Raw genomic sequence first — 25661 nt, forward strand, 5'->3', positions numbered from 1 at the left:
CAGAAACAGCGGGGCGGTGGTCTGGTAGCGTCAGGCGACGAACAATTGGGGGGAAGTATTGAACAACGAATTTGCCAGGGTAAACCCTGATCGACCACGTCTAGCCGTGATCTCGGCTACGATCTTCTGCTCACTGGCAGTTCTGCCCGCGATTCCAGCCACTCATCGCTGGGGCCACCATCATTTCCGTACTCACCGGGACCGGGGCTACGTCGAACCAGGCGTTGCAAGTCAGCGCCGTCCTGGCAACCTTTATAGCCGGCTTAGTGGCATTCGTTATGATGCGACGAAGCGTCACCGCCCGTAGAACCTGGGTATGGGCAGGATTGGCCATCATCCTCGTTGTAGCAGCATCAGCCCCTATTATTTGGGTTGCCGCACAAGTCTTCACCGAGCAGTGGTGCGAATATCAACCCGGCGGCAGAGGAAATGCCGACATTCGTTCGCTTGATGAAATTCCGGCTGTGTGCCGTTAGGCCTTCAGAGCACATCCTTGCCTTGCTGGGCCAGGAGCAGTGCACAGTAGTGTCGTCTTTTGGTCATGTGCGCTCTAGGTTGGAGAGATGGAACTGGCGCGAAGAGTGGTTTGCTGCTTATCTGGGGGAGCATTGGCGGCGCTTTTAGCCGGTTGCTCGGTCGATTCATTGGTATGGGGAAGTGACGGCGCCAAGGTAATTGAAGCAACGGAGAAGCTAATTGCCGACTTGGCTGCGGGCGAGACGTCGGTCGTTGTCTGTGCTGATTCCACCGCGGATTTTGGCAAACCTAGCGACTGGTCTTCGTTGTCTGCTGGTGAGCCGGAGAAATTTACCGGCAAGTTTTGGAAGGACCAAGCAGAGCTCAACCCGAAGTGGAGCATCAACTTGGAGGGCTTACCCGAGGGTGCAACAGCGGGCACCACCTTCCCGGGCGATGTCTTCTTCCGTGAAACTGACGGAGAGCTTTGCGTCATTGATGTCGCTTGGGCAACGCTTTCGACAGTGGGATAAGGCAGCGAAGATATTTTGCTCGTCCGTAAGCGGATCCCTTTACGGACGGCAGAACTCTTTTCTAGGTCCGGGACGGCTACTCTTCGATTGAAGAACCATTGGGCACTAGAAGAGGGAAACGCTCCGTGAACCCTTTTGCGGTCAGCGGGCAATACATAGTGTGAGCACAGACAGCGACATCATCAGGCGGTCCCGGGAAAGCCCCGCAGCTTTCGGGGAGTTGTACGACAGACACGCGTCAATCATCTATAGATATGCCGCCAAAAGGGCAGGCGAGTTCGCCGCGGATGACGTCATGTCCGAAACCTTTCTGGTGGCTTGGGAGCAACTCGAGACCTACGAACTTGACCGGGAAGATGCCCGGCCTTGGCTGTTCGGCATCGCAACCAACCTGCTCCGCCGGCATCACCGGGCCGAAGCCAAGGTACTGAAAACCGCGGCCAAAGCGGCTTCACGGGAAGCCGTAGGCGACGATTCGGACCGGATAGCCGCCCAGGTTGACGCCACTGTCGCCACTGGGCGCATCGCGCGCACCCTCAGGGGCATGGCTGCCATCGACCGCGAAACGCTGCTGCTCTATGCCTGGGCAGACCTGACCTACGAGGGCATCGCACTGGCGCTGGACGTACCAGTGGGCACGGTGCGGTCCCGCTTGAACCGTGCTCGGCGCGCACTGCGCACCGAGCTCAACCTCGAATTACTTGATGAAACGGAGAAGGATCATGGACGACTTGCAGCTGCTCCGCGGAATGCGTAGTGACGTCGGCTCCGCCCCACAGGCGACATTGGATCGCGGCCGCGAGAAAGTCATGGCCAAGATCGATCCGGCTATCGGCTCTGGTGCGGCAAGGCCGGCTACGAACGAGAAGGGCACCGTCAGCCCCATCCGCTTCCGGCGCCGGCTCCTGTTAGGTTCGGCAGCTGCAGCCCTGCTTGTCGGCGTGATCGTCGTAGCGGACGTTGTCAGACCTGCTGCCCCAGGTGCCACCGCCGAAGCAGCGGAGGTGCTGAACAACGCAGCGGCCGCAACAATCCAAACAGCTGACCCGATCGTGAATCCAGGACAATATCTGAAGATTCAAAGCACGAACCTCTGGGGCTCGGCTGCAGTCGACGAGAGCGCTAAGGAGTATCAGTGGTTGGATACGGAAAAAATGACAATGTACATCCCGGCCAACCGGACCGAGGAATGGGTATGGGAACGCTCAGGCCGTATCCCGACGACGTTCTTCGATGAGGCATCCAAGGAATACGTAGAACGCACCCAAGCCAGCGGTCCGGAAGCGTACGTACTGCGGGGCGCAAATGGAGCCTTCTACGGACCCGGGAGCGAGTCCTCATTCCCTGCACCCAGTTACCTGGACTCCTTGCCGCGTGAACCGCGGCTGCTCCTGGACGACATCTATCAAAAGACAGGCGGGAAGGGGCAATCGGTTCACGGCGAAGCCTTAGTCTTCATCGCCGACCTCCTACGCACTGGTGTCGTTCCCGGCGAACTCCGGGCCGCACTGTATAAGGCAGCGGCACTAATTCCAGGAGTAACTGTGACCGATGAACAGGCCACCCTCGACGGCCGCAAAGGCATTGCCATCGGCCGCATCGAAGACTACTCACCTTTCCGTCATGACATCATCATCGACCCTACGAACGGGATGCCGATCGGGGAACGCCAAGTGATCACTGAACCCCGAGGAACAATGCCGGCGGGAACCGCGACGACCTGGACCACGGTAGAAACCTCGGTCACGGACGCCGCGCCATAGATCCCAGAGGTGCCCGCTTGTCGTACCTTGACGACAGCGGGCGTCAAGATGAGGCTGAGGGGATTTAGCAAAATTCAGCGAACAAGGGGCATTGTCTGGATCGCAGACCTTCCGGAGGCAGATTCTCGGGAATGCTACGTGTCTATGGACCTAGCTGTCGACGGCGCAATTTTTGCGAATACTTGGAATGGGTACCGCGTGACTATCGATGGCGAAACCGGCAAAGTACTAGCCCAGGTCTTCACTAAGTAACCCGTGAGCACGACGATTCAAAACCCAACCGTGAAAGTCAGCCAGCTCGCAGCGCTGCGGCGTCCGGTAAGGGATCGGCTTGCGGTCGGTGGGCCACCGGCTTAGGGCGCGCAGTTTGAGGCCACCCCATGAGTAAGCTGCGTGTTTGGATGGAGCATGATCACCATCAACGTAGTGAAGGCCCAAGACCTGCCACTTAGCGAAATTCTTGAGCTATACCGTGCGGTGGACTGGCTTGCCTATGCGAACGACCCTGCCAATCTAGTACGAGCGCTGGAAGGATCTTCCACGCTCGTGGCCGCTCATGATGGCCAGACGCTGGTCGGACTAGCGCGTGTCATCTCTGATGATGCTTCGATCTGCTACATCCAGGACATCCTTGTCATGCCGTCGCATCACAGACGAGGTATAGGACGAGCCCTTGCTGAACGCGCGCTCGAACAGTACCCGCATGTTCGTCAGAAAGTTCTAATCACCGACGACGAGCCGAAGCAGAAAGCGTTCTATGAAGCGCTCGGCTACACCCAGACCGAGGAATTCCAACGAGGATCGGTCAAAGCCTTCATCAGATTCGACTGAAAAATTTCTGCGCTCTGAAACCGAGGGACACGAGGCACATTGTTATCCGGACAGACGCGCTCAGCCCGGCGTCGACTCTATGCCTGACACTGCGGCGGCTGCCACCTTTTCGAGGCCGGACAGGAGATCTGCCAAACCCGGTTCTTCGAGGGGGAAGTGGCCGCAGCCACGGAGAAGTTGGCTGGTGGTGGGGCCGTGCAGGGTTTGGAGAGTGTCCTCGCTGAGCTCCACCGGGGTCCACGCGTCCAGCTCGGGGTGCATCAAATGGACTGGGAAGTGGGCCGTGCGGGCCTCGGAATGTGAATGCTGCATGTAGCTGGCGAGGAACCCGAGGGGAACCCACGCGCCGCCTCCGCGAGCATCCTTCGCGCAGAGCCGCCCCAAGCTGGAGTCGCGCCCCATGTTCCTGAGATCAGCAATCCAGGAGACCTTGAGGGGGATCCTGGCGATCGGTCCGCGGACCAGCCTGAGCAGAGGCATGAAAACCAGCGCCAAAGAATGGAACCGGGTCATGGCTGAGCGGGCGGACCTCTCCCGCGGGTCGAGCAGGCAGGTAGCGACCACGGCCGCGACGCGGTGTGAGCGGGCTCCTGCCTCTACGGTCAGCAGACCGCCGATGCTGGCCCCGAGGAGGATGACGGGACGGCCATCGTCCTCAGCTGAAATGAGGTCCACCAGTAAGTCGACCCAGTCCTGGTAGGTCACTGTTCTGCGCGATCTTGTCACCGTTCGGCCGTAGAGGGGCATATCCACAGCGGTCAGGTCGAAGCCCCGGCCTGCCAGGAGGGACGCAACAGGCCAGAGCGCCAACGCGTGGGCTCCTGCGCCGTGGACGACGAGTAGCCGAACCGGGGCGTTTGCGTCCCGAAACCGAAGAAGGTGGATCCGATGATTCCTCCAGGGCCACCACTCCGAGGCCGGGGGCACCACTGACGTCCTTCGGGCAAGCGGCAGGAAACCCGCGTAGTCCTCCATACCGATTTCGCTGGGCATGTACCGATCGTAGTGCGGAGGGTCAGGTCTAAGGCACGCAGAAAAAAGATCTTCCGTACCCGTAACCTTTCCGCCGTCCCCTGCGATGTAGGAGGTGATGGGTCCGCCCGACGGGCCCGAATCAAAAGTGTTGTCTAGGTTTTGGAGTTCTAAATGTCGTTGTTCACCGTCCTCGCCACCAGCAAAGTCGCTGCCGGAGTTCTGGCAGCCGGCACCATTGCCGTCGGCGGAACCGGCGCCGCAGCCGTTTCCGGTGTCCTCCCCGCCCAGGCGCAGCAGACCGCCCACGACCTCTTCGGCGCTCCCGCCCCGGAGCTCGCAGCGGAAGCAGCCGCTGACGCGCAGGCCACCGCCGAGGCCGCTGCCGACGCAGCCACCGAGCCTGCTGCCGACGCCGACGCCGACGTTACTGCCGACGCAGAGGCTTCTGCCGCAGGCGACGCCAAGGTCACCAACGAGAACGCCTCCGCCAAGGCCTCCGCTTCTGCGGCCGCTGACACCGCCGTTGACGCAGCCGGCGCCGCAGCCTTCGGCCTGTGCACCGCCTTCACCAACGGCGGCCTGAACGCTTCCTCCGAGGGCTTCTCCTCCCTGGTGATCGCTGCTGAAGGCGAAGCGAACGTGGAAAGCTACTGCGCCGACGTCGTGACCGAAGCTGACGCCGCCGCCGAGGCCGGCGCCGCAGCAAACGGCTCCGCAGCTGTTGACGTTGAGCGCCCCGAGCTCCCGGCCGTTCCCGCAGTGCCTGCCGTTCCCGGCGTTGACGGCAAGCCCGCCGTCCCCGCAGTCCCTGCTGTTCCCGCCCAGGGCGGCAACGTAGTGGACACCCCCTCCGTTTCAGTCCGCTAAGGGCTGATCGCTAGTCTGTACTGCGGGAACCGGGCCCAGGCCTGTTCCCGCAGTACAGACAGCCCCGGCTGCACGAACGCAACCACCCGTTCGAGGGCCCGCCGGGAGCACCTGCCGGCAGGCAGCAGGAAACACAGGGGCCAGGCTGTCCGCGCCGGAAACCGGACAGCCGCACCCCGCGTCCTGGGATGGAGGAGCCGCTGGTGCTCAGCACTTTGGCCCAAGAAGATATCGACATATTCGAGAGCGCGGCCGGAACAGACCCGGCTGTGCTCTTCGGCGCTGCCTACCGGTCCTTCGCCGGCCCCGTGCAGGGATACCTCAAAGCCCGTGGCGTGGACGATCCGGAAGCAGTCACCCAGGACGTGTTCTTGGCCTTCTACCCGAAAATCAGCGAAATTACCGGGGGACTCCAGGGCGCCAAGTCCCTGCTCTTCTCCATTGCCCACGCACGGATGGTGGATTACTACCGCCGGCTGGAGCGCAGGCCCCAGCTCAGCCCGTACGATCCACACCAGGATGCCAGGACCACTCCGTCCGCGGAGGACCACGCCGTTGAACTCACCGGCGGGGCCGTGGCCCTGCTGGACGGACTCAGCGAGGAACACCAGGAAGTGCTGGCCCTCCGGGTGGTGGCCGATCTGTCCATCGACCAAGTAGCGCAGATCATGGGCAAGAGCCCCGGAGCCATCAAACAGCTCCAGCGCAGGGCCCTTCACAACCTCAAGGCACAAACGCTCCAGAGAAACCAGGCGAATCATGAGTGACACCGCAGGAACCCGCAGCGACGCCTTTGTCGACGAGCTGCTGCTTGAGGCAGGTATGGACGACGACGGCCGCCTCCGCCCTGCCCTGCTGGAGCTTCGTGCGCTCGCGGACACCGCGCCCGAGCCTTCCGCCGCGATTGCGGCGCTGATGGCCCCTGCCGGAGCGGCCGCACCGGCCGCAGCCGGCGCCGCCGCACCCCCTCCGGCCGGCCCCGACGAGGCTCCGCGGGTGGACGAACTGGCCGCCCGCCGCAGGGCCAAGCGCCGGATCGCCCTCACCACCCTCTCCGTGGCGGTCTCGCTGAGTGCCGGCGGGGCTGTTGCCGCAGCATCGGACCAGGGAATCCGCGACTCCCTCACGCAGCTGAACCACACCATCACCGCGTTCGTGACGGGTGCCGCCCCATCCACGGCCGGTCACCAGACCGGACAGCCCGCCGCGCCGCTGCCCACAGCACCCGCCGGACCTGCACCCGCCGGAACCGTACCGGCCGGCAGCGCACCTGGCGGAGCAGCCTCGGTCCCCGCGAACCCGGCCGAAGCAACGCAACCGGCCGCCGTCCCGCCGTCGGACGCTGCAGTTGTTCCGGAGACACCTGCCGGGCAGGGGACAACCCCGGGCAAGCCCGGCGATGTCCCCGCTCCAGGAACTGTGCCTGAAAATGTGGCCGGGCACGTTGCCGACGGGCTGGGCAAGGCGCCGGAAGTCCCGGTCCCGTCCCAGGTTCCGCTGCCCGGGAACCTTCCGTCCGTTCCGCTCCCGTGACGTCCGCGCACTGGACAGCAGGGCCCGGCACAGGAGGGCCGGTCCGCTAGCCGGATGCACCCATCCTGATCATCTCGCCGGTCGGATCCGCCAGGTACCAGACGTCGTTCACGCCCTGGCCCAGGATGTCGCCGGGCTTCGTGTCCTTGGCGAAGTAGTACAGCGGCAGGCCGTTCAGCGTCACCTGCTGCGCGCCGTCCGGCGTCGTGATGGTGCCCACGGTCCCCGTGACACCTTCCACCTGGGGCGTCTCAACTGCGGTGGTGACCGGGGGCCACGCTGCAAGGCAGGCGTCCGTGCAGGCACTGGCTCCGGAGTCCTTCACGTCCTTTGTGAAGAAGTACACGCTCATCCCGTTGGCATCCACCACAATGTCCCCGGCGCTTGAGGGAGCCGTCTTAAGGTCGACGGCGGCACTTGCCGGCGGGACGGACGTTGCGGGCGGCGGGGTGACAGACGCGGCGGGGGCGGTTGCGGAGGCCGGAGGCGCACCTTCCGTGACGGCCGGGCTGGTGGTTGCCGGTGCCGTTCCGGTGCTGCCGCCGCAGGCAGTCAGTGCTGCGGAAAGGGCCAGGACGGCGAGTCCTGCGCCCACGTTGAGTTTCATGGCGTTGCTCCTTGCTGGCTGGGCCCGGCGTCGGACCGCCGGACGCTAACCCTTACGACGTACCGGGGTGAACAATGGTTCACACAGTCAGCCGCCGGCGGTTGAACCTTCCGGCCGCGGGCGGCGTCTTTACGGTGGTAAGCAGGAATGTGGGGCAGGGGCCCGGCAGGAGGGACGGCATGCCGCTCGATGAGGACGTGGTGGCGTCCATCTACCGCGACCACGGCGCTGCCCTGCGCCGCTTCGTGCTCAGCGCCTCCCACGACCCCCAGCTTGCCGAGGACGTGGTGCAGGAAACCGTGCTCCGCGTCTGGCAGCACACCCCCGAGATCACGGGCAGCCTCCGCAGCTACCTGTACCGGACGGCCAGGAACATCATGATTGACAACTACCGCCGGGCCCGGCGCCGTCCCGCGGAGACCCTGGAAAGCGGCCTGACAGAGCCGGCCGCTGTTCCGGAAAGGGTGGACGAGCTGCTCAACCGCGTGCTGGTCGAGGAGGCGCTGCTGCGGCTGAGCAAGGAACACCGGGACGTCCTGGTGGCACTGCACTACCGCAGGTTCACCGTGAACGAGGCCGCCGTCCAGCTCAACATCCCCAGCGGCACCGTCAAATCCCGCGCCTACTACGCCGTGCGGGCGCTGCGGACCATCCTGGACGAGATGGGGGTGGAACGGTGAACAACGCCGAAACCCACCACCTGCTCGGCGCCTACCTGCTGGGCGGACTCGACGCGGAGGATCTGCAGGCCTTTGAAGCGCACCTGCAGGAGTGCGGACACTGCCGGAAGGAACTTGCCGGCCTGGAGAAGGTTCCCATGATGCTGGACGCCCTTCCGGTACCGGACGCCGTTGCACTGACGGTGGCACCGGGGGCGGCGGACCCGCTTCCCCCCTCCGATCCCGCGCCGCTGCTGCGTCAGGTGGCCCGCCGCCGTCGGACATCACGACGGCGGTGGACGGCGCTGGCGGGCGCGGCCGCCGCGGCGTGCCTGGCACTGGGCCTGGCGGCGGGTCCGCTCCTGGCCCGGCCGCCGCAGCCGGACGCCACCTACTCGGTGCAGTCCGCCGGCGGCCTCCAGTTCAGCATCGACCTCGCCCGGAAGACCTGGGGAACCGAGCTGGCCGTGAACGGAAGCAGCCTGCCGCAGGACGGGACGCTGTCCCTGTGGGTCCGGGACCGGGCGGGCGGCGAGGACCGTGCCTGCGCCTGGACCGCCACCCCCAGCGGCAGGGTCAGGATCACGGGGGCCACGCCCGTCCAGCTGGGGAGCATCTCCAGCGTGGAACTGCGGGACGGCACCCAGCGCGCCGTGGCAGTGGTGACCGTGCCCTGATTCTCCTGGCGGTACCGATTTAGCGGTTCATTTTGGCCAGCTTGGCCCGCACCATCATGAACACGCCGTAACAGATCAGCCCGGCACCCACCGCGGCCAGGAGGTAGATGCCGAAGGGCTGGTCGCGCAGGGCCCGCAGCCCGCCGTCGAGCCCGGTTGAGTCCTCCGGGTGCGCCTGCACGGTGGCGATGGCGATCAGCAGGCCCGTCAGCAGCAGCACCGTTCCCTTGGCCACGTACCCGGTGACGCCAAGGACGGTCACAGCGGTCCGCGCCGAGGGGGATGCGGGCATGGCCAGGTGCTTTTCGAACGATTTCTTCAGCCCCCGGATGCCGTACACCACCCCGGCCACCGCGATGCCGATACCGACCAGGACCAGCAGGGCCACGCCGCCCGGGGCCTTCATGACCGCGACGGTCAGGTCGCTGGCGGTCTCTTGGTTGTCCCCGCCGGAGCCCGTTCCCGTGGCGAAGGACATCAGGGTCAGGGCCAGCCCGGCGAACACCAGCGCCTGGGCGCCAGCCTTGGCCTTCTTGCCGGCCTTTTCCTTGGCGGGCAGGTGGTTGTAGTCGAAGATGGCGTCGCTGACCTGCCAGAGCGCCAGTGCAGCGCAGGCTGCGAAACTTGCCCAGAGAAGGAACGGCCCGGCCGGCTGTGTGGCAAGCTCCGCCACCGCGCCGCTGAAGTCCGCGTTCCCGGTACCGCCAAACGCCAGCCGGATGGCGATTGCCCCCACCAGCAGGTGCAGGATCCCGCTGGCCGCGAACCCGGCCCGTGCCAGCAGTTCCAGCGTCCGCGAATTAGTGACGTTCTCCGCCGCGTCGGCGGCCTGCTTCAGTTCTCTTTTGATGGCGGTTCCTTTGTGCAAATGCTCTTCCGGTGTGCGCCCCTGCACACTAGGGCAATCGTGCCACGCCCGGGCGGTACTGGGACAGTGGCCCGCCGCCTGTGGCCTGGCCGCGGCGGCTGCGCCCCGGCCTGGCGACTGCCCGGTTGCCTGTGACACGGGGCGATGGGGAGGGATCCCCATCGCCCGGCCGTGGCAGCCGTGCAACGATATGGACCAGCGATTGAACACGCACCGCGAACTTCTCCCGGGGGAACACCATGACTTTTTACGGCGCTGACGTCAGCCAGCTGCGGGCCCTGGCCAAGGCCGCCGACAGGGCGGCGTCATCGCTGAGTACCCAGGCAAGCTCACTGCACAGCCAGATCCAGTCGGCGCCGTGGAAGGGCAGCGACGGTGACCGGTTCCGGCAGGAGTGGAGCGGGAACCACCGCCCAGGGCTGGAAAAGGTGGTGTCCAGCCTGCGGGAGAACTCCAGGATCCTGCTGCAGCACGCTGATGAACAGGAGAAATCATCGTCATCGTCCCCGGCCGGCAGCGGCGGAAACAGCGCCTGGGACCGGATCACGTCACTGGCCGGCCAGGCCCGGGACTGGCTGACGGAACAGGCAGCCGCCGCAGCAGCAGCCGCTGAACACCGCCGGGAGCTGCAGTCGGACCTGGAGCGCATGCTGGAGGCGGGCCCGGAAGAGCAGGCCGCCTGGTGGGACAGCCTCTCCGCGGCTGACCAGCGGTACCTGATTGAGGGCGGCAACGACGACGGCCCGTTTGCCCGCGACCTCATGCGCATGGACGGCGGGATCCCTGCCTCCGTGCAGGAGCAGGCCAGGGAGCACCTCCAGGAGCTGGCCAAGGCGGACATCCCCGTCTACTCCGAGACCGGCACGGCGTCCATTGAGGCGCGGGTCGCATGGGTCCACGGCGGCGCCGAAGTGGGCACGGAAGTGGTGGAGAACGCTGACGGCTCAGCCACCATGAAGGTGTACGGGAACATGGGCCTGGGAGTGAATGACACCACCGGCGCTGCGGGAGTCACGCTCAGCGGTGAGGTTTCTCGCGAGTACACGTTCGGAAGCGTGGAGGAGGCCATGGAGGCCCGGGAGCAGATGTACCGGGACCTGCCGCCGGACAGCGTGGGCGAGATCAAGGACGTGGCCGGCAACCCGCCGGGGTACATCCTGGACACCATCAACGAGGCTGCCGGGGACAACGGCTCCACCGGCCAGACGGACAAGGCCAAGGGCACCCTGTCCCTGGAGGCCACAGGGGAGGCAGGCACCGCTTCCGGCTCGGCGACGCTGGACCTGGCCTACGAACGGAACCTGACGGACGGGACCGCGACGGCGGGCGGCGAGGTTTCTGCGCAGGGCAAGCTCAACCTGGACGGCCGGGTGTTCGAAGCCTCCGGCAAGGGCGGGCTGCAGGTCAGCCTGGACAAGGACAGCAACATCGATTCGGTGACGGTATCGATGGACGGAACGGTAGCGCAGGGCGTCACTGCAGGAACGGACGTCAAGGCGGCCAAGGTGGAATCCTCCGTCAGCGTGGGCAGCCAGGGCACCGTGAAGATCAACGTCGACTACACCCCGGACAACAGGGACGTCATCGACAGCTATCTGCGGAACGTCGCCCTGGGCAATGACTACGGCGCGGCCCGGGACGCGGCAAAGCTCTACGAGGCCGGGTCTGCCACCGTCCAGGTCAACAGTGTTGTCACCGCCTCCCATGAGGCGGGCCTTGACGTGAAGGTGGGCGAGGTGGAGGTCAAGACCGAACACCAGGCCACCACCAACGTGTCCACGTACTATAAGGTGCCCAACGACACCAAGCTCGAGAGGCTGTGACCCATGTCAGTGCACATCGAATCCCCGCTGGGGTTCACCGCAGAATTTCCCGAGCACACCCAGGTCCTGGAAGATTCCACCGCCGGGCCCAACACCGAGCAGTACGGACTCCTGGGCGACGTCCTGGTGACCGTCATCAAGGACGATGCCTCCGTGCAGGGCGCCCCGCAGGCGAACGGGTGGGCGCACCTGATGTCCGAGTTCTACCGGGAAGAGCGGGGCGGCTCCCTCCTGGCCGAGGGCGAACTGAACCTTCCGGGGAAAGCTGCTTACGCCGTGGTGGTGGGCTACAACGATGCCGGGGGTTCGGCGAAGGTTGCAGCCACAGTGGGCGTCTGGGAGAACGGGCGGTTCATCGGCGTGGTGGTCATCTGGCCCTCTACGGACCCGTCCATTGAACCGAGGCTCGGCATGTTGAAGGAGATTGTGGCCGCCATCAGTGTCGCCTGACCCTGGCTGCTGGCTGCTGGCTGCTGGCTGCTGGCTGCTGGCTGGTCGTTGCCCCTGCCTGCTGCCTGCTGCCTGCTGCCTGCCCCTGGTGCTGGTCAGCGCCGGCGGTAGCAGAGGTCGAAGATCAGCCGCCCGGCTTCATGGGCCTTCGCCTCGAAACTGGTCCGGATCCTTCCTTCGAAGCGGGGTGCCCAGCCTCCCGTTTCGTCGATGCCCTCGTTGGGTCCCGTGTGCGCTGTGCTGACCGGAGCCCGGCCCTCCCTGACCGGAGCTCCGCCCACCACGGACTCGACGCCGGACTGCCACACCTGCGTCAGGGGGCTTTCCGGCCCGCGGCGCTCGCCGGTGTGGAGGTTTTCGAAATCCTTGGAGTCCGCCAGGACGTCACGGACATGGACGGCATAGTTCGACCAGTCGGTGGCAATCCGCCACAACCCGCCCGGCTTCAGCGCCCTCGCTGCAAGGTCCGCGAACTCGGGCTGGATGAGGCGGCGCTTGTGGTGCCGGGACTTGTGCCACGGGTCGGGGAAGAAGACCCAGAGCTCACTGACCGATCCGGGCGGGAGCATGGTGGCCAGAACCTCCGGGGCATTGGCCTCAACCACCCGGACGTTGCTGAGTCCGCGGCTGTTGATCTTGATGATGGTGTTGGCCAGGCCCGGGGTGTAGACCTCCACCGCCAGGAAGTCGGTGTCCGGGTTCTGCTCGGCGGCATGGCACACGGCATCGCCCAGGCCGGAGCCGATCTCCACAATGAGGGGGGCCGTGCGCCCAAACTCTGCTTCGGCGTCGAAGGTGTACTCCGGGTGGACGGAGGTGTTGGCAACGTGCCGCGGGACGTCCACAGCCCACCGCTCCGCGTGCTCCTCCCATGCCGCCTGCCGCCGGCCCTGCAGGCGGGTGCCGCGGCGGACAAAGCTCACCGGCCGCCCGCCATACGTGCCGAAGGAAGCCTGCGTTCCGGGCGTGACGGGCCTCGGGACATGCGGCTGCTGGGGGTTTTCTGGGGATTCGCTCATCCCTTCCAGAATAGCGGCGCAGGAGCAGAGCTTCACTTACAGGTTCCCCAGCAGGTCAAGCGCAGGACCCAAAGCAAGGGCCACGACTAAACCGGCAATGCATAAGGCGGCAGCCGCCGACGGCCGGTCAGGCGATGACTCAGGTGAGCGATTGATGACATGTATCGCCAAAGCCAGGGACGGTACAGCAAAAAGGAGCGGCAGGCTGAAGAACACCAAGGGGGTCACCCAGGGCATCTCCGACGGCCCCTCTGAGGGATAGGTGGCAAGCATCGCGAACATGGCCAGTGGGGCGGTGATAACCATGCTGGCCAAGGCAAGAATGGCCAAGATCAGGCTGGCTGTTGCCCCGCGGACGTTGCGGTCTTCGAAAGCTTCATGGGCTTCCGCTTTACGAAGCGACTCGTGCTGCGCCGTCCGTTTCTCCGGGGGCTCATTTGGTGGGGGAACACCCATTGCTCTCCTCGTGCTCTTAGTGGCTGATGGCTGACGACGCAACCGGCTGGTTTGCCGGCGCGCAACTGCAGCTCCAACGTACGGAGGCAGCGGAGGAGCCGGAAGATGTCGCAGCCCGTATGTGGATAACCGGGGAAACAAGTCCTGCAAGAATGGGCGGGTGAGGGAAGCGACGAACGCCGGGGCAAGGAAGCAGCGGACTGTTGAACCTGCGGCGAGCGAGCCGGCAGGCATCCTGGTGGATGCCGAGGTTGATGAGTCGCCTGCAACCGGGCCCACCCACGTTGGGAGCCGCCGGCAGCTCGCCTACCTGGGGCTGTGCCTGGTCCTGATCGGACTGAACCTGCGCACAGTCTTCTCCAGCTTTTCGGCGGTCCTGCCTGAGGTGACGGCCCAGGCCGCACTCCCCGGCTGGGCCGTGGTGGTGCTGACCACGGTACCCGTCACCCTGCTGGGCGTGTTCGCGCCCCTTGCCCCGGTCCTCGCCAGGCGGTTCGGCGCTGAGCGCGTGCTCCTCGGCGCCATGGCAGTACTCACGGCCGGACTGCTGCTGCGCCCGGTTGAGCTGCCCGGTCCCAGCCACTTGCCCGCGCTGCTCGCCGGGACAGCCGCATGCGGCGCCGCCATCGCCCTGTGCAACGTCCTGCTGCCCGGCCTGGTCAAGCGCGACTTCCCGCACCGGCTGGGCCTGATGGGAGGGCTCTACACCACGGCCATCTGCGCCTCGGCAGCACTCGGGGCGGGCTTCACCTACCCGCTGTACACGGCCTCGGGGGAGTGGACCCTGGCGCTGTGGTTCTGGGCGGCGCCTGCCGCCGTCGTACTTTTGCTCTTCCTTCCGGTGGCACTCCGCCAGCCCCGCATCCAGCACCAGGCCGTCAGGGACGGCGTCAACGTGTGGCGCTCCGCAGTGGCCTGGCAGGTGACCATCTTTATGGTGCTGCAGGCCATGATGTCCTTCAGCGTCTTCGCCTGGCTGGCCCCGATCCTGCGGGAACGGGGCGTGGACGGGGCCACCGCCGGGCTGATCGTCTCCATGTGCATCGTCCTGCAGATGCTCGGCTCGCTGTTCGCGCCCGCGCTCGCAGCCAGGGTCCACGATCAACGGGCCATCAACACCGTGGTGGCCCTGATGACCGGCGGCGGCTTCGCCCTGAGCATTTTCGGTCCCCTTGACCTGGTCTGGGTGTGGGCGGGGCTTCTGGGCCTTGGCCAGGGAAGCCTCACCGCCGTCGCCCTCACCATGATCATGCTCCGGACCCGCGACGGGCACACCGCGGCGCACCTGTCCGGCATGATGCAGGGCGTGGGCTACGGGCTGGGCTCCACCGGGACACTGATGGTGGGCCAGCTGCACCAGGCCACCGGGTCCTTCACCGCTGCCGGTGTCCTGTTCCTGGTGGTCGGCCTGCTGGCGGGGATTTTCGGGTACCGCGCCGGCCGCAACCGGTACGTCAGCTGAGGGGCCGGGACAAGGTGCAGGATTCCGTGGTTCCAGCAACCCGTCCGGCGTCGGGAATCCTTGGCGGCCCGTACCTCTGGGTGACCGTAGGGACGTGCGCCCTGGTGTTCCTGGCCGCGTTCGAATCCCTTGCCGTCACCACCATCATGCCCGTCGTCAGCCGCGAACTCGACGGCGCGGCACTCTACGCCCTCGCCTTCGCCGGTCCGCTGGCAACTGGGGTGATCGGCATGGTTGCGGCCGGAAACTGGTCCGACCGGCGCGGACCCACGGCCCCGCTCTACACCTCCGTCGCGTTGTTTGTGCTGGGACTGCTGATCGCGGGAACCGCTGCATCGATGCCGGCGCTCGTGGCAGGCCGCCTGGTGCAGGGCCTCGGCGGGGGAGCCCTGACCGTCTCGCTGTATGTGCTGGTGGCCCGCATCTATCCCGGCGCGCTGCATCCGAAGATCTTCGCGGCGTTCTCCGCCGCGTGGGTGATCCCGTCCCTCGTGGGCCCGTTCGCCGCCGGCATCGTGGCGCAGGTCTTCAGCTGGCACTGGGTGTTCCTGGGCGTGGTGGGCCTGGTCATCCCGGCGCTGCTGATGATCGCACCTGTCCTCAAAAGGCTGGACAGTAAACCCGCCGCACAGCCCTCCACGCCGTGGGCGGTGGGCCGGCTGGCGTGGGCGGCGCTGGCCGCCGCCGCGGTGCTCGGGCTCAACCTGTCTGCCGGGGTTCGCGTTCCCGGCATTCCCGCAGTTGCAGGCGCCCTCGCCGTCGCGGCCGTGGGCGTGGCGCTGCTGGCAGTCCGGCCACTGGTTCCCCGTGGCACCCTCACTGCCCGGCGCGGACTGCCCAGCGTCATCCTTACCCGCGGGCTCGCCTCGGCCGGGTTCTTCGGCGCCGAGGTCTACCTGCCCTACCTGCTGATCGAGCAGTACGCCTTCCCGCCCACCTTCGCGGGCCTGACCCTCACCGCCGGGGCACTGTCCTGGGCAGGCGCGTCAGCCGTCCAGGGCAGGCTGGGTGCCAGGCTGCCGCACCGCCGCGCCGTGGGCATCGGGGCGCTCATGGTCCTCGGAGCGGTGGTCCTGGCCCTGGCAACGGCAGCGCTCAACTGGCCGGCCGCCGTCGCCATCGCAGGCTGGATCTCCGCCGGCGGAGGCATGGGGCTGCTGTATCCGCGGCTCAGCGTGATGACCCTGGCACTGTCCACCAAGGAGAACGAGGGCTTCAACAGCTCCGCCATGTCCATTGCGGATTCCCTGGGCGGGGCGCTGGCACTGGCCACCACGGGCATCGTCTTCGCGGCCTTTACGACGACGGCGGGTTCCTTCGCCGGGGTCTTTGGCCTTGCCGCCGTGCTCGCCGCAGCCGCGGCCGCCGTGGCGCCCCGCGTCACCGCCGCCAAAACCCCCTGAGATTTTGTCCAGATATGCAGGGAGTCAGGCCTGGAACCCTGCATATCCGGACAAAAACTCCATCGGGGGTCAGGGGAGCCGGGTTGCGCGCACCACCACGTCGGCGATGGTTGCGTGCTGGCCCTCCGGTCCCGTCACCGGCCGTTCCCGGCTGGTCTGGACCTCCAGCTGCCACTCCGGTCCCTCCAGTCCCAGTTCCTGGACCAGTTCATCGCCGGTGTAGAACATCTCCCGGTGGTGGTGCCCGGCACCGCCCCACGGCGGCAGCCGGTCCGGGTGGTGGCCCACCACCAGCAGCGTTCCGCCGGGCTTGACCGCTGACGCAGCCGTGCGCAGCGGGCCCTGCCAGGCGAGCTCCTGGGAGTGCAGGAACTGCGCTGTCACCAGGTCGAAGGACGCCCCGGGCTGCCACTGCTCCAGGTCCGCCTGCTGCCAGGTGATCCGGCTCGCGATGGCGGCATCCGCGGCGTGGACGGCTTCCCGGGCCAACGCCGCCTTCTCGTGCGAGCGGGCCCGGTCCAGCGCCACCGCGGAAACGTCGACGGCGGTGACGGTCCAGCCCTGCTGGGCGAGCCAGATGGCATCCGCGCCCTCACCGCAGCCCAGGTCCAGCGCCTTTCCCGGCCGCAGGCCCCCGGCCTCCCGGACCAGCTGCGGGTTGGGTTTGCCGCTCCACATCTGGGGTTTGCTCCGGTACCGCTCATCCCAGGTGGCAGCGGCGTCCGCTGCGCCGCCTATCGCCGTGCCCCCGGCAAGCGTGCCGCCGGAAAGGCCGGGGCCGCCGTCGTGCGGGTGATGCTGCGTGTCATGCTGGTGGGCCGCGTTTTCGCTCATGCCCCAAGCCTGCCCCGCGGTGCCATTCAAGGCAACGGGGAGGGGCGGGGGAAACCTGCCGGCGGCGGGATGCTAGACTGGTGGAACTTGATGTGCAGTGATGCCCAGGTTTTCCTGTTCGGAGGTACACCTCCAGCCAGGGACTGGGCTTTTTTCATGTGAGAGGCACATCCTGCGTCGATGAACGCGTTCCATTTGGTCCCGGCTGACTGCCAAAATTTGCAGCGGCCCGGTTGATCACCTGACTTTTCTTCGGCGAACCCCTGGTCCAACCGGCATCGGGGGCCGATATCCGCCTGGATACCGCCTGAAAGACCGTATAAATACATGACTACTTTTTCTGCCCTCGGTACACCCAAGGCCCTTGCAGACACCCTCACCGCACAGGGAATCGTTGAACCGTTCCCCATCCAGGTCAAGACCCTCCCGGACACGCTGTCCGGGCGTGACGTCCTGGGCCGCGGCCGGACCGGATCCGGTAAAACCATCGCTTTCGCCATCCCGCTTGTAGCAAGACTCGCTGAGCGGGAAGCCAAGCACTTCCGCAAGCCCGGACGCCCCATGGGCCTGGTCCTGGCACCCACCCGTGAGCTGGCAACCCAGATCAACGCCACCATCGAGCCGCTGGCCAAGGCCGCCGGCCTGAACACCACCGTGATCTACGGCGGCATCTCCCAGGCGCGCCAGGAAAAGGCGCTGCGTGCCGGCGTCGACATCGTCATCGCCTGCCCCGGCCGCCTTGAGGACCTGATCCGCCAGCGCGTCCTCACCCTTGAGGCCGTGGAAATTACGGTCCTGGACGAGGCGGACCACATGGCCGACCTCGGCTTCCTGCCCGTGGTGAAGAAGCTCATGGACATGACCCCCAGCCAGGGCCAGCGCCTGCTCTTCTCCGCAACCCTGGACAACGGCGTGGACAAGATCGTCCAGCGCTACCTGTCCAACCCGCTGACCCACTCCGTGGACGATCCGCAGGCCGCGGTCACCACCATGGAGCACCACGTGCTGGTGGTCAACGACCAGACCGTCAAGAAGCAGCTAATCGTTGAGCTTGCCTCCGGTGCAGGCCGCCGCGTACTTTTCATGCGGACCAAGCACCACGCCCGCAAGCTCGCCAAGACCCTGACCGACGCCGGCATCCCCGCCGTCGACCTGCACGGCAACCTGTCGCAGAACGCCCGCGACCGCAACCTGGCCGAGTTCTCCTCCGGTGACGTCCGCGTCCTGGTGGCCACCGACGTCGCAGCCCGCGGCGTGCACGTGGACGACGTCGAACTGGTCATCCACGTTGACCCGCCCACCGAGCACAAGGCGTACCTGCACCGCTCGGGCCGTACCGCCCGCGCCGGTTCCGACGGCACCGTGGTCACGCTGACGCTCCCGGAGCAGCAGACCGACGTGAAGAAGCTGATGAAGGCCGCCGGCGTGGAGGTCAACTTCGAGCGCGTCACCGCCAACTCCCCGCTGGTTGCAGAGCTGGTGGGCGAAATGGCCGAGAAGATCGATCCGCGCACCCGCGCAGCGCTGCTGGCCAAGAAGGCCGCACAGCAGGGCGGCGGCACCTCCACCGGTGCCAACGCCGAGCGCAAGCGGGCCCGCCGCCAGGCCGCACCCACTGCAGGTGGACGTGGCGGACGCGGTGGACGCGGCCGGGTTTCGGCTGAGCCCACCCGCACCGACATTCCCCGCGCAGAGCGCCGTGCCGTCGCTTTCGAGGGCCGGACCGAAGCCCGGGCTGCCTTCGACCGGGTGTCTGAGCAGAACGAGGACCGCGCAGTGGCAGCAGCAGCTGCACGCCGCAACAACCGCGGACGCGGCACGGCCTCCACGCACCGCAACGACGTCCCCGCGGCAGGTGGCCGTGCATCGGCCGGCCGCGGTTCGGACGGACGTGCAGAGTCACGCGTCACCCGCAGCGACGCCCCGCGTGGCGGCACCGGAAGGCCGGCTTCCTCAGGCCGTCCGGCTGCTTCCGGCGGCCAGCGCAGCGGCCGCCCGGCAACGGGCCAGCGTGCAGCAGCAGGTGCAGGTGCCCGGACCGGTGGCGCCCGCTCCGCCGGTGCAGCTTCGGCCGGCGGCGGCAACAAGGCCGTCTGGTCCTCCAACACCGGTGGCACCTCCGGCGGATCCTACGCCGGCAACGGCGGCGGCTCCGGCCGTCCCGCCCGCAGCGGACCCCGCCGCGCATCGGCCCCGGCGTCCAACGAACGGCGCAGCCGCTAATCCCCACTAGTTCCCACATCGAGTGCTCCGTAGTTGTCCTTTAGACGCGTCATAAGGACAACTACGGAGCACTCGATGCGTTTAACAGCTACCAGCCGCGGGCGCGCCACTCCTCAAGGTGGGGCCGCTCGGCGCCCAGGGTTGTCGGCTTGCCATGGCCCGGGTGCACCACGGTGTCATCCGAGTAGGCCCCGAACAGCCGCTCCGTGACGTCGGTGAGGAGCTGGTTGAACCGCTCCGGGTCCTTCTGGGTGTTGCCCACACCCCCGGGGAACAGCGAATCACCGGAGAAGATGTGCACGGGTCCTTCCGGGGCTTCGTAAACAAAGGCAATCGAGCCGGGCGTGTGACCGCGCAGGTGGACCGCCGTCAGCGAAAACCCGTCCACGGCGACCGTATCCCCCTGCTCCAGGTTCCGGTCCACCGCAACCGGCAGCGCGCCGGCGTCGTCCGTTCCTGCAGCGGTGGGGGCCCCGGTGGCCTCCGCGAGCTCCTTCAGCGCCCGGACGTGGTCCCAGTGCTGGTGCGTGGTGGCGATCAGCCCCAGCCGCGGGGCCGCGGACGTGTCCGCAGCACCGTCTGCCAGCAGCTGCCGGATGGCGGGCGCATCATCCGCGGCGTCGATCAGCACCTGTTCGCCGCTGGCCTTGGCAGTCAGCAGGTACACGTTGTTGTCCATCTCGCTGACCGAAATCCGGCGGATGGTGATGTCACGGAGGCCGTGAATGAGTGAGTCCATGGGCTTCAGTCTGGACTAGTGACCGGACTCATAAAAGTCGGCCCTTCGGGAAACGGCTTGGTAGCGTCGAAAACCAAGCCACAGTCACTCATGGTGCGGGCTGGGGTCTTTCGGCGGTGTCCGAAAGGCAATGAGCCGACGTCGTCCGCACCACAGCCTCAAAACTGGAATGGGACACGATGAGCCATAATGCAACGCCACCCGCGGCCACCGCGGGAACGAAAAACGCTGATCCAAAGTCGCAGCAACCACCCGCCGGGAAGAACACGCCGGCCGCCGACGCCGGCCCCGAAGCCACCACCCGGGTGAACAAGGCCGTGTTCTTCGGCTCGGCTTTCGGGGTGCTCGGCATCGCCGTGTGGGCCATTGTTGCCAAAGACAACGCAGAAGCCGTGATCGGATCCATGGTGGGCTGGGTGTCCACCAACATGGGCTGGTACTACTTCCTGATCGTCACTGCGGTGGTGGTCTTTGTCCTGTTCGCGGCAGTGTCCCGGGTGGGCAGGACCAAGCTGGGCCCGGACCATTCCAAACCGCAGTTCGGAATGTTCACCTGGGCGGCCATGCTGTTCGCGGCCGGAATCGGCATCGACCTGATGTTCTTCTCCGTTTCCGAGCCCGTCAGCCAGTACCTGGCGCCCCCGCAAGGGGAGGGCGGAACCGCCGAGGCCGCACGGCAGGCTTTGGTGTGGACGCTGTTCCACTACGGCATCACGGGCTGGGCCCTGTATGCCCTGATGGGGCTGGCGCTGGGGTACTTCTCCTACCGCCACAACCTGCCGCTGAGCATCAGGTCGGCGCTGTACCCCATCTTCGGGAAGAAGATCGAAGGCCCGATGGGGCATGCGGTGGATATCGCCGCGCTGCTCGGCACCATCTTTGGCATCGCCACCTCACTGGGCATCGGCGTCGTGCAGCTCAACTACGGGCTCAACTTCATGTTCGGCATTCCGGAGAACCTTGCCGTGCAGATCGGCCTGATCGCCCTGTCCGTGGTGATGGCCACTGTGTCCGTGGTGTCAGGCGTGGAAAAGGGCATCCGGCGGCTCTCGGAACTCAACGTGATCCTGGCCGTGGCCCTGATGCTGTTCATCCTCGCCACCGGCAAGACGAACTTCCTGCTGGACGGGATCGTCCAGAACATCGGTGACGTGGTGAGCCGTTTCCCCGCCATGACCCTGGACACGTTTGCCTATGACAAGCCCACTGAGTGGATGAACGCGTGGACCCTGTTCTTCTGGGCGTGGTGGATTGCGTGGGCGCCCTTCGTGGGCCTGTTCCTGGCCCGCATCTCCCGCGGCCGCACCATCCGGGAGTTTGTGCTGGGCACCATGACGGTCCCCTTCCTCTTCATCGTGCTGTGGATCTCCATCTTCGGAAACTCCAGCCTTGAGCTGGTCATGGGCGGCAACATGGCCTTCGGCGACGCTGCCATGAGCCATCCGGAGCGTGGGTTCTATAGCCTCCTGGCTGAGTACCCGGCTGTCCCCCTCACAGCGGCCGTAGCAACATTCACGGGGCTGCTGTTCTATGTGACATCGGCGGACTCCGGCGCCCTGGTGATGTCCAACTTCACCTCCCACCTGAAGGACGCGGATTCCGACGGGCCAGAGTGGATGCGCGTGTTCTGGGCTGTGGCCACCGGGCTGCTGACCCTGGCCATGCTCACGGTCGGCGGGGTCACCACGCTGCAGAATGCCACGATCGTCATGGGCCTTCCCCTGTCCCTGCTGCTGGTGTTCATCATGCTGGGCCTCTACAAGGCCCTCCGGGTGGAGAATTCGCTCAACGACAGCTACCGCGCCAGCCTGCCCGGCATCATCACGGGCCGCTCCAGCGACCTGCGCGGAGGACGCACCTGGCGGCAACGGCTCAGCCGCGCCATGAGCTACCCAGGGCGGAGGCAGACCATCCGGTTCGCTGAAACGGTGGCCGTCCCGGCACTGCAGGAAGTTGAAGCCGAACTCAAAGCACAGGGTGCGGAGACGGCACTGACAGTGACCACCGTGGAACCCTGCGGCATCCGCAGCATCGACCTGCAGCTGCCCATGGGTGAGGAACGGGCCTTCAAATACCAGATCTACCCGGTGCAGTACGAGACGCCCAGCTATGCCACGCGCAGGGCTGATCCGGACGACCACTACTACCGCATGGAGGTGTTCTCCCAGGAGGGCAGCTACGGCTACGACCTCATGGGCTACACCAAGGAACAGGTCATCACGGACGTCCTGGACCACTACGAACAGCACCTTGAATTCCTGCACCTGAACCGTGCAGCGCCCGGAAATACCGTCCTGGTTGAGGACCAGGTGGCAAAAGACAATTGGGAATCCGACTTCGACATGCAGGAGGAAACGAAATGAGCACGGCAACGCTTTACATCGGCGGCAGCTGGACCGCAGCGTCCGACGGCGGCACCCGGGACATCCATTGCCCGGCCGACGGCGAACTGGTGGGGTCTGTCTCGGAGGGGACCGCCGCGGATGCGGACCGTGCCGTGGAGGCGGCGAGGGCAGCCTTCGACTCCGGCGCCTGGTCCGGGAAATCAGCGCTGGAGCGGGGCACCTTCCTGATCAGCGTCGCCAACCGGCTGCGGGAGCGCAAGGACGAGTTTGCCCGCGCCGAGACGCTGGACACAGGCAAGCGCCTGGTGGAAAGCGAAATCGACATGGACGACATCGCCAACTGCTTTGAGTACTTCGGCAAGCTGGCCGGCCAGGATTCAGGCCGCGTGGTGGATGCCGGCAGCGCCACGGTGGTGAGCCGGATCGAATACGAGCCCGTCGGCGTGTGCTCGCTGATCGCCCCATGGAACTACCCGCTGCTGCAGGCCGCCTGGAAGATCGCTCCCGCGCTCGCCGCGGGCTGCAGCTTCGTCTTCAAGCCCAGCGAACTGACGCCGCACACCTCCATCCTGATGATGGAGGTCCTCGCGGAGCTGGGACTGCCCGACGGCGTCGCGAACCTTGTGCTGGGCGACGGCAAGACCGTGGGCCCCGTCCTTTCCGGCCATCCGGAGGTGGACCTGGTGTCCTTCACCGGCGGCCTGGAAACTGGCAAGGCCATCGCCGCCTCGGCGGCAGCGTCGGTCAAGAAAGTGGCGCTGGAGCTGGGCGGCAAGAACCCCAACATCGTCTTCGCGGACGCCGATTTCGACGCCGCCCTGGACAACGCCCTCAACGCCGCGTTCGTCCATTCCGGCCAGGTCTGCTCAGCCGGCGCCCGGCTGATCGTGGATGAGACCATCGCAGAGGAGTTCGTGGATGAGCTCGTGCGCCGGGCGGAGCAGATCCGCCTGGGCGGCCCGTTCGATCCGGAGGCCGAAACCGGCCCGCTGATCTCCGCCGCCCACCGCGACAAGGTCACCGCCTACGTGGAGAAGGGCATCGCCGAGGGCGCCCGGCTGCGCTGCGGCGGCGCCTGGGGCGAAGGGGAGCTGGAGAAGGGCTTCTACTACCTGCCCACCGTCCTGGACCGGGTCAAGAGCGGCATGTCCGTGGTGGTGGACGAGGCATTCGGCCCCGTGGTCACCGTGGAAACCTTCACCACCGAGGCGGAAGCCGTGAAACTGGGCAACGACACCCACTACGGCCTGGCCGGTGCCGTCTGGTCCCAGGATGCCGGCAAGTCCCAGCGGGTGGCCCGGGCGCTGCGCCACGGCACCATCTGGATCAACGATTTCCACCCCTACCTGCCGCAGGCGGAATGGGGCGGGTTCGGCCAGTCCGGCGTCGGCCGCGAACTGGGGCCCACCGGCCTGGCCGAGTACCAGGAAGCCAAGCACGTCTACCAGAACATCGATCCGCAGGTCACCGGCTGGTTCGCGGACCACGCCGCCGCACCTGCAGGGAGGAACTAAGGCACATGGCAGCAAAGACGGAATTCGACTACATCGTGATCGGCGGCGGCTCCGCCGGGGCCGCCGTGGCATCCCGCCTGAGCGAGGACCCGGCCGTGGAGGTTGCCCTGGTGGAAGCCGGGCCCGATGACCGGAACCTTCCCGAGATCCTGCAGCTGGACCGCTGGATGGAGCTGCTGGAATCCGGCTACGACTGGGACTACCCCATCGAGGAGCAGGAAAACGGCAACTCCTTCATGCGGCATGCCCGGGCCAAGGTCATGGGCGGCTGTTCCAGCCACAACTCCTGCATCGCCTTCTGGGCGCCCCGCGAGGACATCGACGAGTGGGAGCAGAAATTCGGCGCCACCGGCTGGAACTCGGACCTGGCCTTCCGGCTGTTCAAGCAGCTGGAAACCAACCAGGACGCCGGCCCCGACGCGCCCCACCACGGCGACAGCGGCCCGGTGCACCTGATGAACGTCCCGGCGTCGGATCCCGCCGGCCGGGCCATGCTGGAAGCCTGCGAACAGTCCGGCATCCCCAAGGCGCACTTCAACACCGGTGAGACGGTGATCAACGGCGCCGGATTCTTCCAGATCAACCGCCGTGCGGACGGTACCCGGTCCTCGAGCTCGGTGTCCTACATCCACCCGATCATGGACCGCGGGAACTTCACGCTCCTGACCGGGCTGCGGGCCAAGGAACTCACCTTCGACGCCGCCAACCGCTGCACCGGCGTTGCCGTGGTGGACAACGCCTTCTCCCGGACGCATGAGCTCACCGCGCGGGCCGAGGTGATCGTTTCCACCGGAGCCATCGATTCCCCCAAGCTGCTGATGCTTTCGGGCATCGGCCCGGCCGCCCAGCTGGAGGAATTCGGCATCCCCGTCCGTGTGGACTCGCCGGGCGTCGGCGAGCACCTGCAGGACCACCCCGAAGGCGTGATCCAGTGGGAGGCCAGGCAGCCCATGACGGAGACGTCCACGCAGTGGTGGGAGGCAGGAATTTTCACCACCACCGAGGAAGGCCTGGACCGTCCCGACCTGATGTTCCACTACGGCTCGGTGCCGTTCGACATGCACACGCTGCGGCAGGGTTTCCCCACCACGGAGAACGGCTTCTGCCTCACGCCCAACGTCACGCACGCCCGCAGCCGCGGAACCGTGAAACTGCGCAGCAAGGACTTCCGGGACAAGCCCAGGGTGGACCCCCGCTACTTCACCGACCCGGACGGCCACGACATGCGCGTGATGATCGCCGGAATCCGGAAGGCCCGCGAAATTGCCGCGCAGCCGGCGCTGGCTGACTGGGTGGGAACCGAGCTGTACCCCGGCCCGGAGATCCAGAGCGATGAGGAGATCACCGACTACATCCGGAAGACCCACAACACCGTGTACCACCCGGCCGGGACGGTCCGGATGGGCGCGGCCGACGACGGGATGTCGCCGCTGGATCCCGAACTGCGCGTCAAGGGCGTCACCGGGCTGAGGGTGGCTGACGCCTCCGTCATGCCGGAGCTGACCACCGTGAACCCCAACATCACCACCATGATGATCGGCGAACGCTGTGCCGAGCTGGTCCGGGAAGCACGTTCCGCCTCCTGACCTGACGCGTGCCGAAGGGCGGTCCCCTGCGGGGCCGC

At 66.5% G+C, this 25661-nt stretch carries 25 protein-coding genes; 18 read left to right on the plus strand and 7 right to left on the minus strand.

Annotation, left to right across the window (positions count from 1 at the left end):
* Positions 1 to 563 precede the first annotated feature (563 nt).
* The 5 genes from AC6CHP_RS08055 (at position 564) to AC6CHP_RS08075 (ending at position 3583) form a co-directional block, all read left to right on the plus strand.
* Entirely contained in the window at positions 564 to 989 is a 426-nt protein-coding gene (locus AC6CHP_RS08055) for a hypothetical protein (RefSeq protein WP_377192833.1), read from the plus strand.
* A 160-nt stretch (positions 990 to 1149) separates the two neighbouring features.
* Complete coding sequence (locus tag AC6CHP_RS08060) at positions 1150 to 1746, plus strand: RNA polymerase sigma factor (protein ID WP_377192831.1); 597 nt, start codon at positions 1150 to 1152, stop codon at positions 1744 to 1746.
* Positions 1739 to 2752 (plus strand): CU044_5270 family protein, encoded by a 1014-nt coding sequence (locus tag AC6CHP_RS08065; protein ID WP_498229297.1) that lies wholly within the window; start codon positions 1739 to 1741, stop codon positions 2750 to 2752. The genes AC6CHP_RS08060 and AC6CHP_RS08065 overlap by 8 nt, the downstream gene beginning before the upstream one ends.
* A 48-nt stretch (positions 2753 to 2800) precedes the next feature.
* Positions 2801 to 3004 (plus strand): DUF7957 family protein, encoded by a 204-nt coding sequence (locus AC6CHP_RS08070; protein WP_498229299.1) that lies wholly within the window; start codon positions 2801 to 2803, stop codon positions 3002 to 3004.
* Between the two features lie 156 nt (positions 3005 to 3160).
* A complete protein-coding gene (locus tag AC6CHP_RS08075) occupies positions 3161 to 3583 on the plus strand; it encodes a GNAT family N-acetyltransferase (protein WP_377192827.1) in 423 nt (140 codons plus the stop codon).
* A 60-nt stretch (positions 3584 to 3643) separates the two neighbouring features.
* Here AC6CHP_RS08075 and AC6CHP_RS08080 read toward each other — a convergent pair whose 3' ends face one another.
* Positions 3644 to 4576 carry an alpha/beta hydrolase gene (locus AC6CHP_RS08080; protein ID WP_498229053.1) on the minus strand — a complete coding sequence of 311 codons (933 nt, stop codon included), beginning with the start codon at positions 4574 to 4576 and terminating at the stop codon, positions 3644 to 3646.
* Positions 4577 to 4729: 153 nt separating this feature from the next.
* Between AC6CHP_RS08080 and AC6CHP_RS08085 the strand changes: the two genes are divergently transcribed.
* The 3 genes from AC6CHP_RS08085 (at position 4730) to AC6CHP_RS08095 (ending at position 6958) form a co-directional block, all read left to right on the plus strand.
* Entirely contained in the window at positions 4730 to 5425 is a 696-nt protein-coding gene (locus AC6CHP_RS08085) for a protein tyrosine phosphatase (RefSeq protein ID WP_498229055.1), read from the plus strand.
* A 188-nt stretch (positions 5426 to 5613) separates the two neighbouring features.
* Positions 5614 to 6192 carry an RNA polymerase sigma factor gene (locus AC6CHP_RS08090; protein ID WP_188731237.1) on the plus strand — a complete coding sequence of 193 codons (579 nt, stop codon included), beginning with the start codon at positions 5614 to 5616 and terminating at the stop codon, positions 6190 to 6192.
* Positions 6185 to 6958 carry a hypothetical protein gene (locus AC6CHP_RS08095; protein ID WP_427116062.1) on the plus strand — a complete coding sequence of 258 codons (774 nt, stop codon included), beginning with the start codon at positions 6185 to 6187 and terminating at the stop codon, positions 6956 to 6958. The genes AC6CHP_RS08090 and AC6CHP_RS08095 overlap by 8 nt, the downstream gene beginning before the upstream one ends.
* A 46-nt stretch (positions 6959 to 7004) precedes the next feature.
* On the opposite strand, the gene AC6CHP_RS08100 is transcribed toward AC6CHP_RS08095, so the two are convergent.
* Positions 7005 to 7565: a COG4315 family predicted lipoprotein gene (locus AC6CHP_RS08100; protein WP_498229058.1), complete on the minus strand. Its 561-nt coding sequence runs from the start codon at positions 7563 to 7565 to the stop codon at positions 7005 to 7007.
* A 179-nt stretch (positions 7566 to 7744) separates the two neighbouring features.
* On the opposite strand from AC6CHP_RS08100, the gene AC6CHP_RS08105 reads away from it, so the two are divergent.
* Positions 7745 to 8245 (plus strand): sigma-70 family RNA polymerase sigma factor, encoded by a 501-nt coding sequence (locus AC6CHP_RS08105; protein WP_104186485.1) that lies wholly within the window; start codon positions 7745 to 7747, stop codon positions 8243 to 8245.
* Positions 8242 to 8901, plus strand: a complete 660-nt coding sequence (locus tag AC6CHP_RS08110; RefSeq protein WP_377192817.1) for a zf-HC2 domain-containing protein — start codon at positions 8242 to 8244, stop codon at positions 8899 to 8901. Before AC6CHP_RS08105 ends, AC6CHP_RS08110 begins: the two co-directional genes overlap by 4 nt.
* Before the next feature lie 19 nt (positions 8902 to 8920).
* On the opposite strand, the gene AC6CHP_RS08115 is transcribed toward AC6CHP_RS08110, so the two are convergent.
* Complete coding sequence (locus AC6CHP_RS08115; protein ID WP_188731247.1) at positions 8921 to 9769, minus strand: DUF1206 domain-containing protein; 849 nt, start codon at positions 9767 to 9769, stop codon at positions 8921 to 8923.
* A 239-nt stretch (positions 9770 to 10008) separates the two neighbouring features.
* Here AC6CHP_RS08115 and AC6CHP_RS08120 point away from each other — a divergent pair, with 239 nt between their 5' ends.
* Both AC6CHP_RS08120 and AC6CHP_RS08125 read left to right on the plus strand, forming a co-directional pair.
* On the plus strand, positions 10009 to 11592 hold the full coding sequence (locus tag AC6CHP_RS08120) for a fimbrial protein (protein ID WP_377192815.1): 1584 nt from the start codon (positions 10009 to 10011) through the stop codon (positions 11590 to 11592).
* A gap of 3 nt (positions 11593 to 11595) precedes the next feature.
* On the plus strand, positions 11596 to 12042 hold the full coding sequence (locus tag AC6CHP_RS08125) for a hypothetical protein (protein WP_188731251.1): 447 nt from the start codon (positions 11596 to 11598) through the stop codon (positions 12040 to 12042).
* Between the two features lie 95 nt (positions 12043 to 12137).
* On the opposite strand, the gene trmB is transcribed toward AC6CHP_RS08125, so the two are convergent.
* The gene (gene trmB, locus AC6CHP_RS08130) at positions 12138 to 13061 is read right to left on the minus strand and encodes a tRNA (guanosine(46)-N7)-methyltransferase TrmB (protein ID WP_498229061.1); all 924 of its coding nucleotides are present in this window, start codon (positions 13059 to 13061) and stop codon (positions 12138 to 12140) included.
* A 36-nt stretch (positions 13062 to 13097) separates the two neighbouring features.
* Entirely contained in the window at positions 13098 to 13517 is a 420-nt protein-coding gene (locus AC6CHP_RS08135) for a hypothetical protein (RefSeq protein WP_498229063.1), read from the minus strand.
* 160 nt (positions 13518 to 13677) lie between these two features.
* Here AC6CHP_RS08135 and AC6CHP_RS08140 point away from each other — a divergent pair, with 160 nt between their 5' ends.
* Complete coding sequence (locus AC6CHP_RS08140; RefSeq protein ID WP_498229065.1) at positions 13678 to 14979, plus strand: MFS transporter; 1302 nt, start codon at positions 13678 to 13680, stop codon at positions 14977 to 14979.
* Between the two features lie 14 nt (positions 14980 to 14993).
* On the plus strand, positions 14994 to 16382 hold the full coding sequence (locus AC6CHP_RS08145; protein ID WP_498229067.1) for an MFS transporter: 1389 nt from the start codon (positions 14994 to 14996) through the stop codon (positions 16380 to 16382).
* A 69-nt stretch (positions 16383 to 16451) separates the two neighbouring features.
* On the opposite strand, the gene AC6CHP_RS08150 is transcribed toward AC6CHP_RS08145, so the two are convergent.
* Complete coding sequence (locus AC6CHP_RS08150) at positions 16452 to 17216, minus strand: class I SAM-dependent methyltransferase (protein WP_377192803.1); 765 nt, start codon at positions 17214 to 17216, stop codon at positions 16452 to 16454.
* A gap of 327 nt (positions 17217 to 17543) precedes the next feature.
* On the opposite strand from AC6CHP_RS08150, the gene AC6CHP_RS08155 reads away from it, so the two are divergent.
* Positions 17544 to 19439 (plus strand): DEAD/DEAH box helicase, encoded by a 1896-nt coding sequence (locus AC6CHP_RS08155; protein ID WP_188731264.1) that lies wholly within the window; start codon positions 17544 to 17546, stop codon positions 19437 to 19439.
* 88 nt (positions 19440 to 19527) lie between these two features.
* Here AC6CHP_RS08155 and AC6CHP_RS08160 read toward each other — a convergent pair whose 3' ends face one another.
* Positions 19528 to 20178 carry an MBL fold metallo-hydrolase gene (locus AC6CHP_RS08160; RefSeq protein WP_498229070.1) on the minus strand — a complete coding sequence of 217 codons (651 nt, stop codon included), beginning with the start codon at positions 20176 to 20178 and terminating at the stop codon, positions 19528 to 19530.
* A gap of 179 nt (positions 20179 to 20357) precedes the next feature.
* On the opposite strand from AC6CHP_RS08160, the gene betT reads away from it, so the two are divergent.
* The 3 genes from betT to AC6CHP_RS08175 are packed head-to-tail and all read left to right on the plus strand — an operon-like array spanning position 20358 to position 25623.
* Positions 20358 to 22541: a choline BCCT transporter BetT gene (gene betT / locus AC6CHP_RS08165; RefSeq protein ID WP_498229072.1), complete on the plus strand. Its 2184-nt coding sequence runs from the start codon at positions 20358 to 20360 to the stop codon at positions 22539 to 22541.
* Complete coding sequence (locus AC6CHP_RS08170; RefSeq protein ID WP_498229074.1) at positions 22538 to 24037, plus strand: aldehyde dehydrogenase family protein; 1500 nt, start codon at positions 22538 to 22540, stop codon at positions 24035 to 24037. The genes betT and AC6CHP_RS08170 overlap by 4 nt, the downstream gene beginning before the upstream one ends.
* A 5-nt stretch (positions 24038 to 24042) precedes the next feature.
* On the plus strand, positions 24043 to 25623 hold the full coding sequence (locus tag AC6CHP_RS08175) for a GMC family oxidoreductase (RefSeq protein ID WP_377192793.1): 1581 nt from the start codon (positions 24043 to 24045) through the stop codon (positions 25621 to 25623).
* The last annotated feature ends 38 nt before the right edge of the window (positions 25624 to 25661 follow it).

This window comes from Pseudarthrobacter sp. GQ63 (assembly GCF_059758765.1).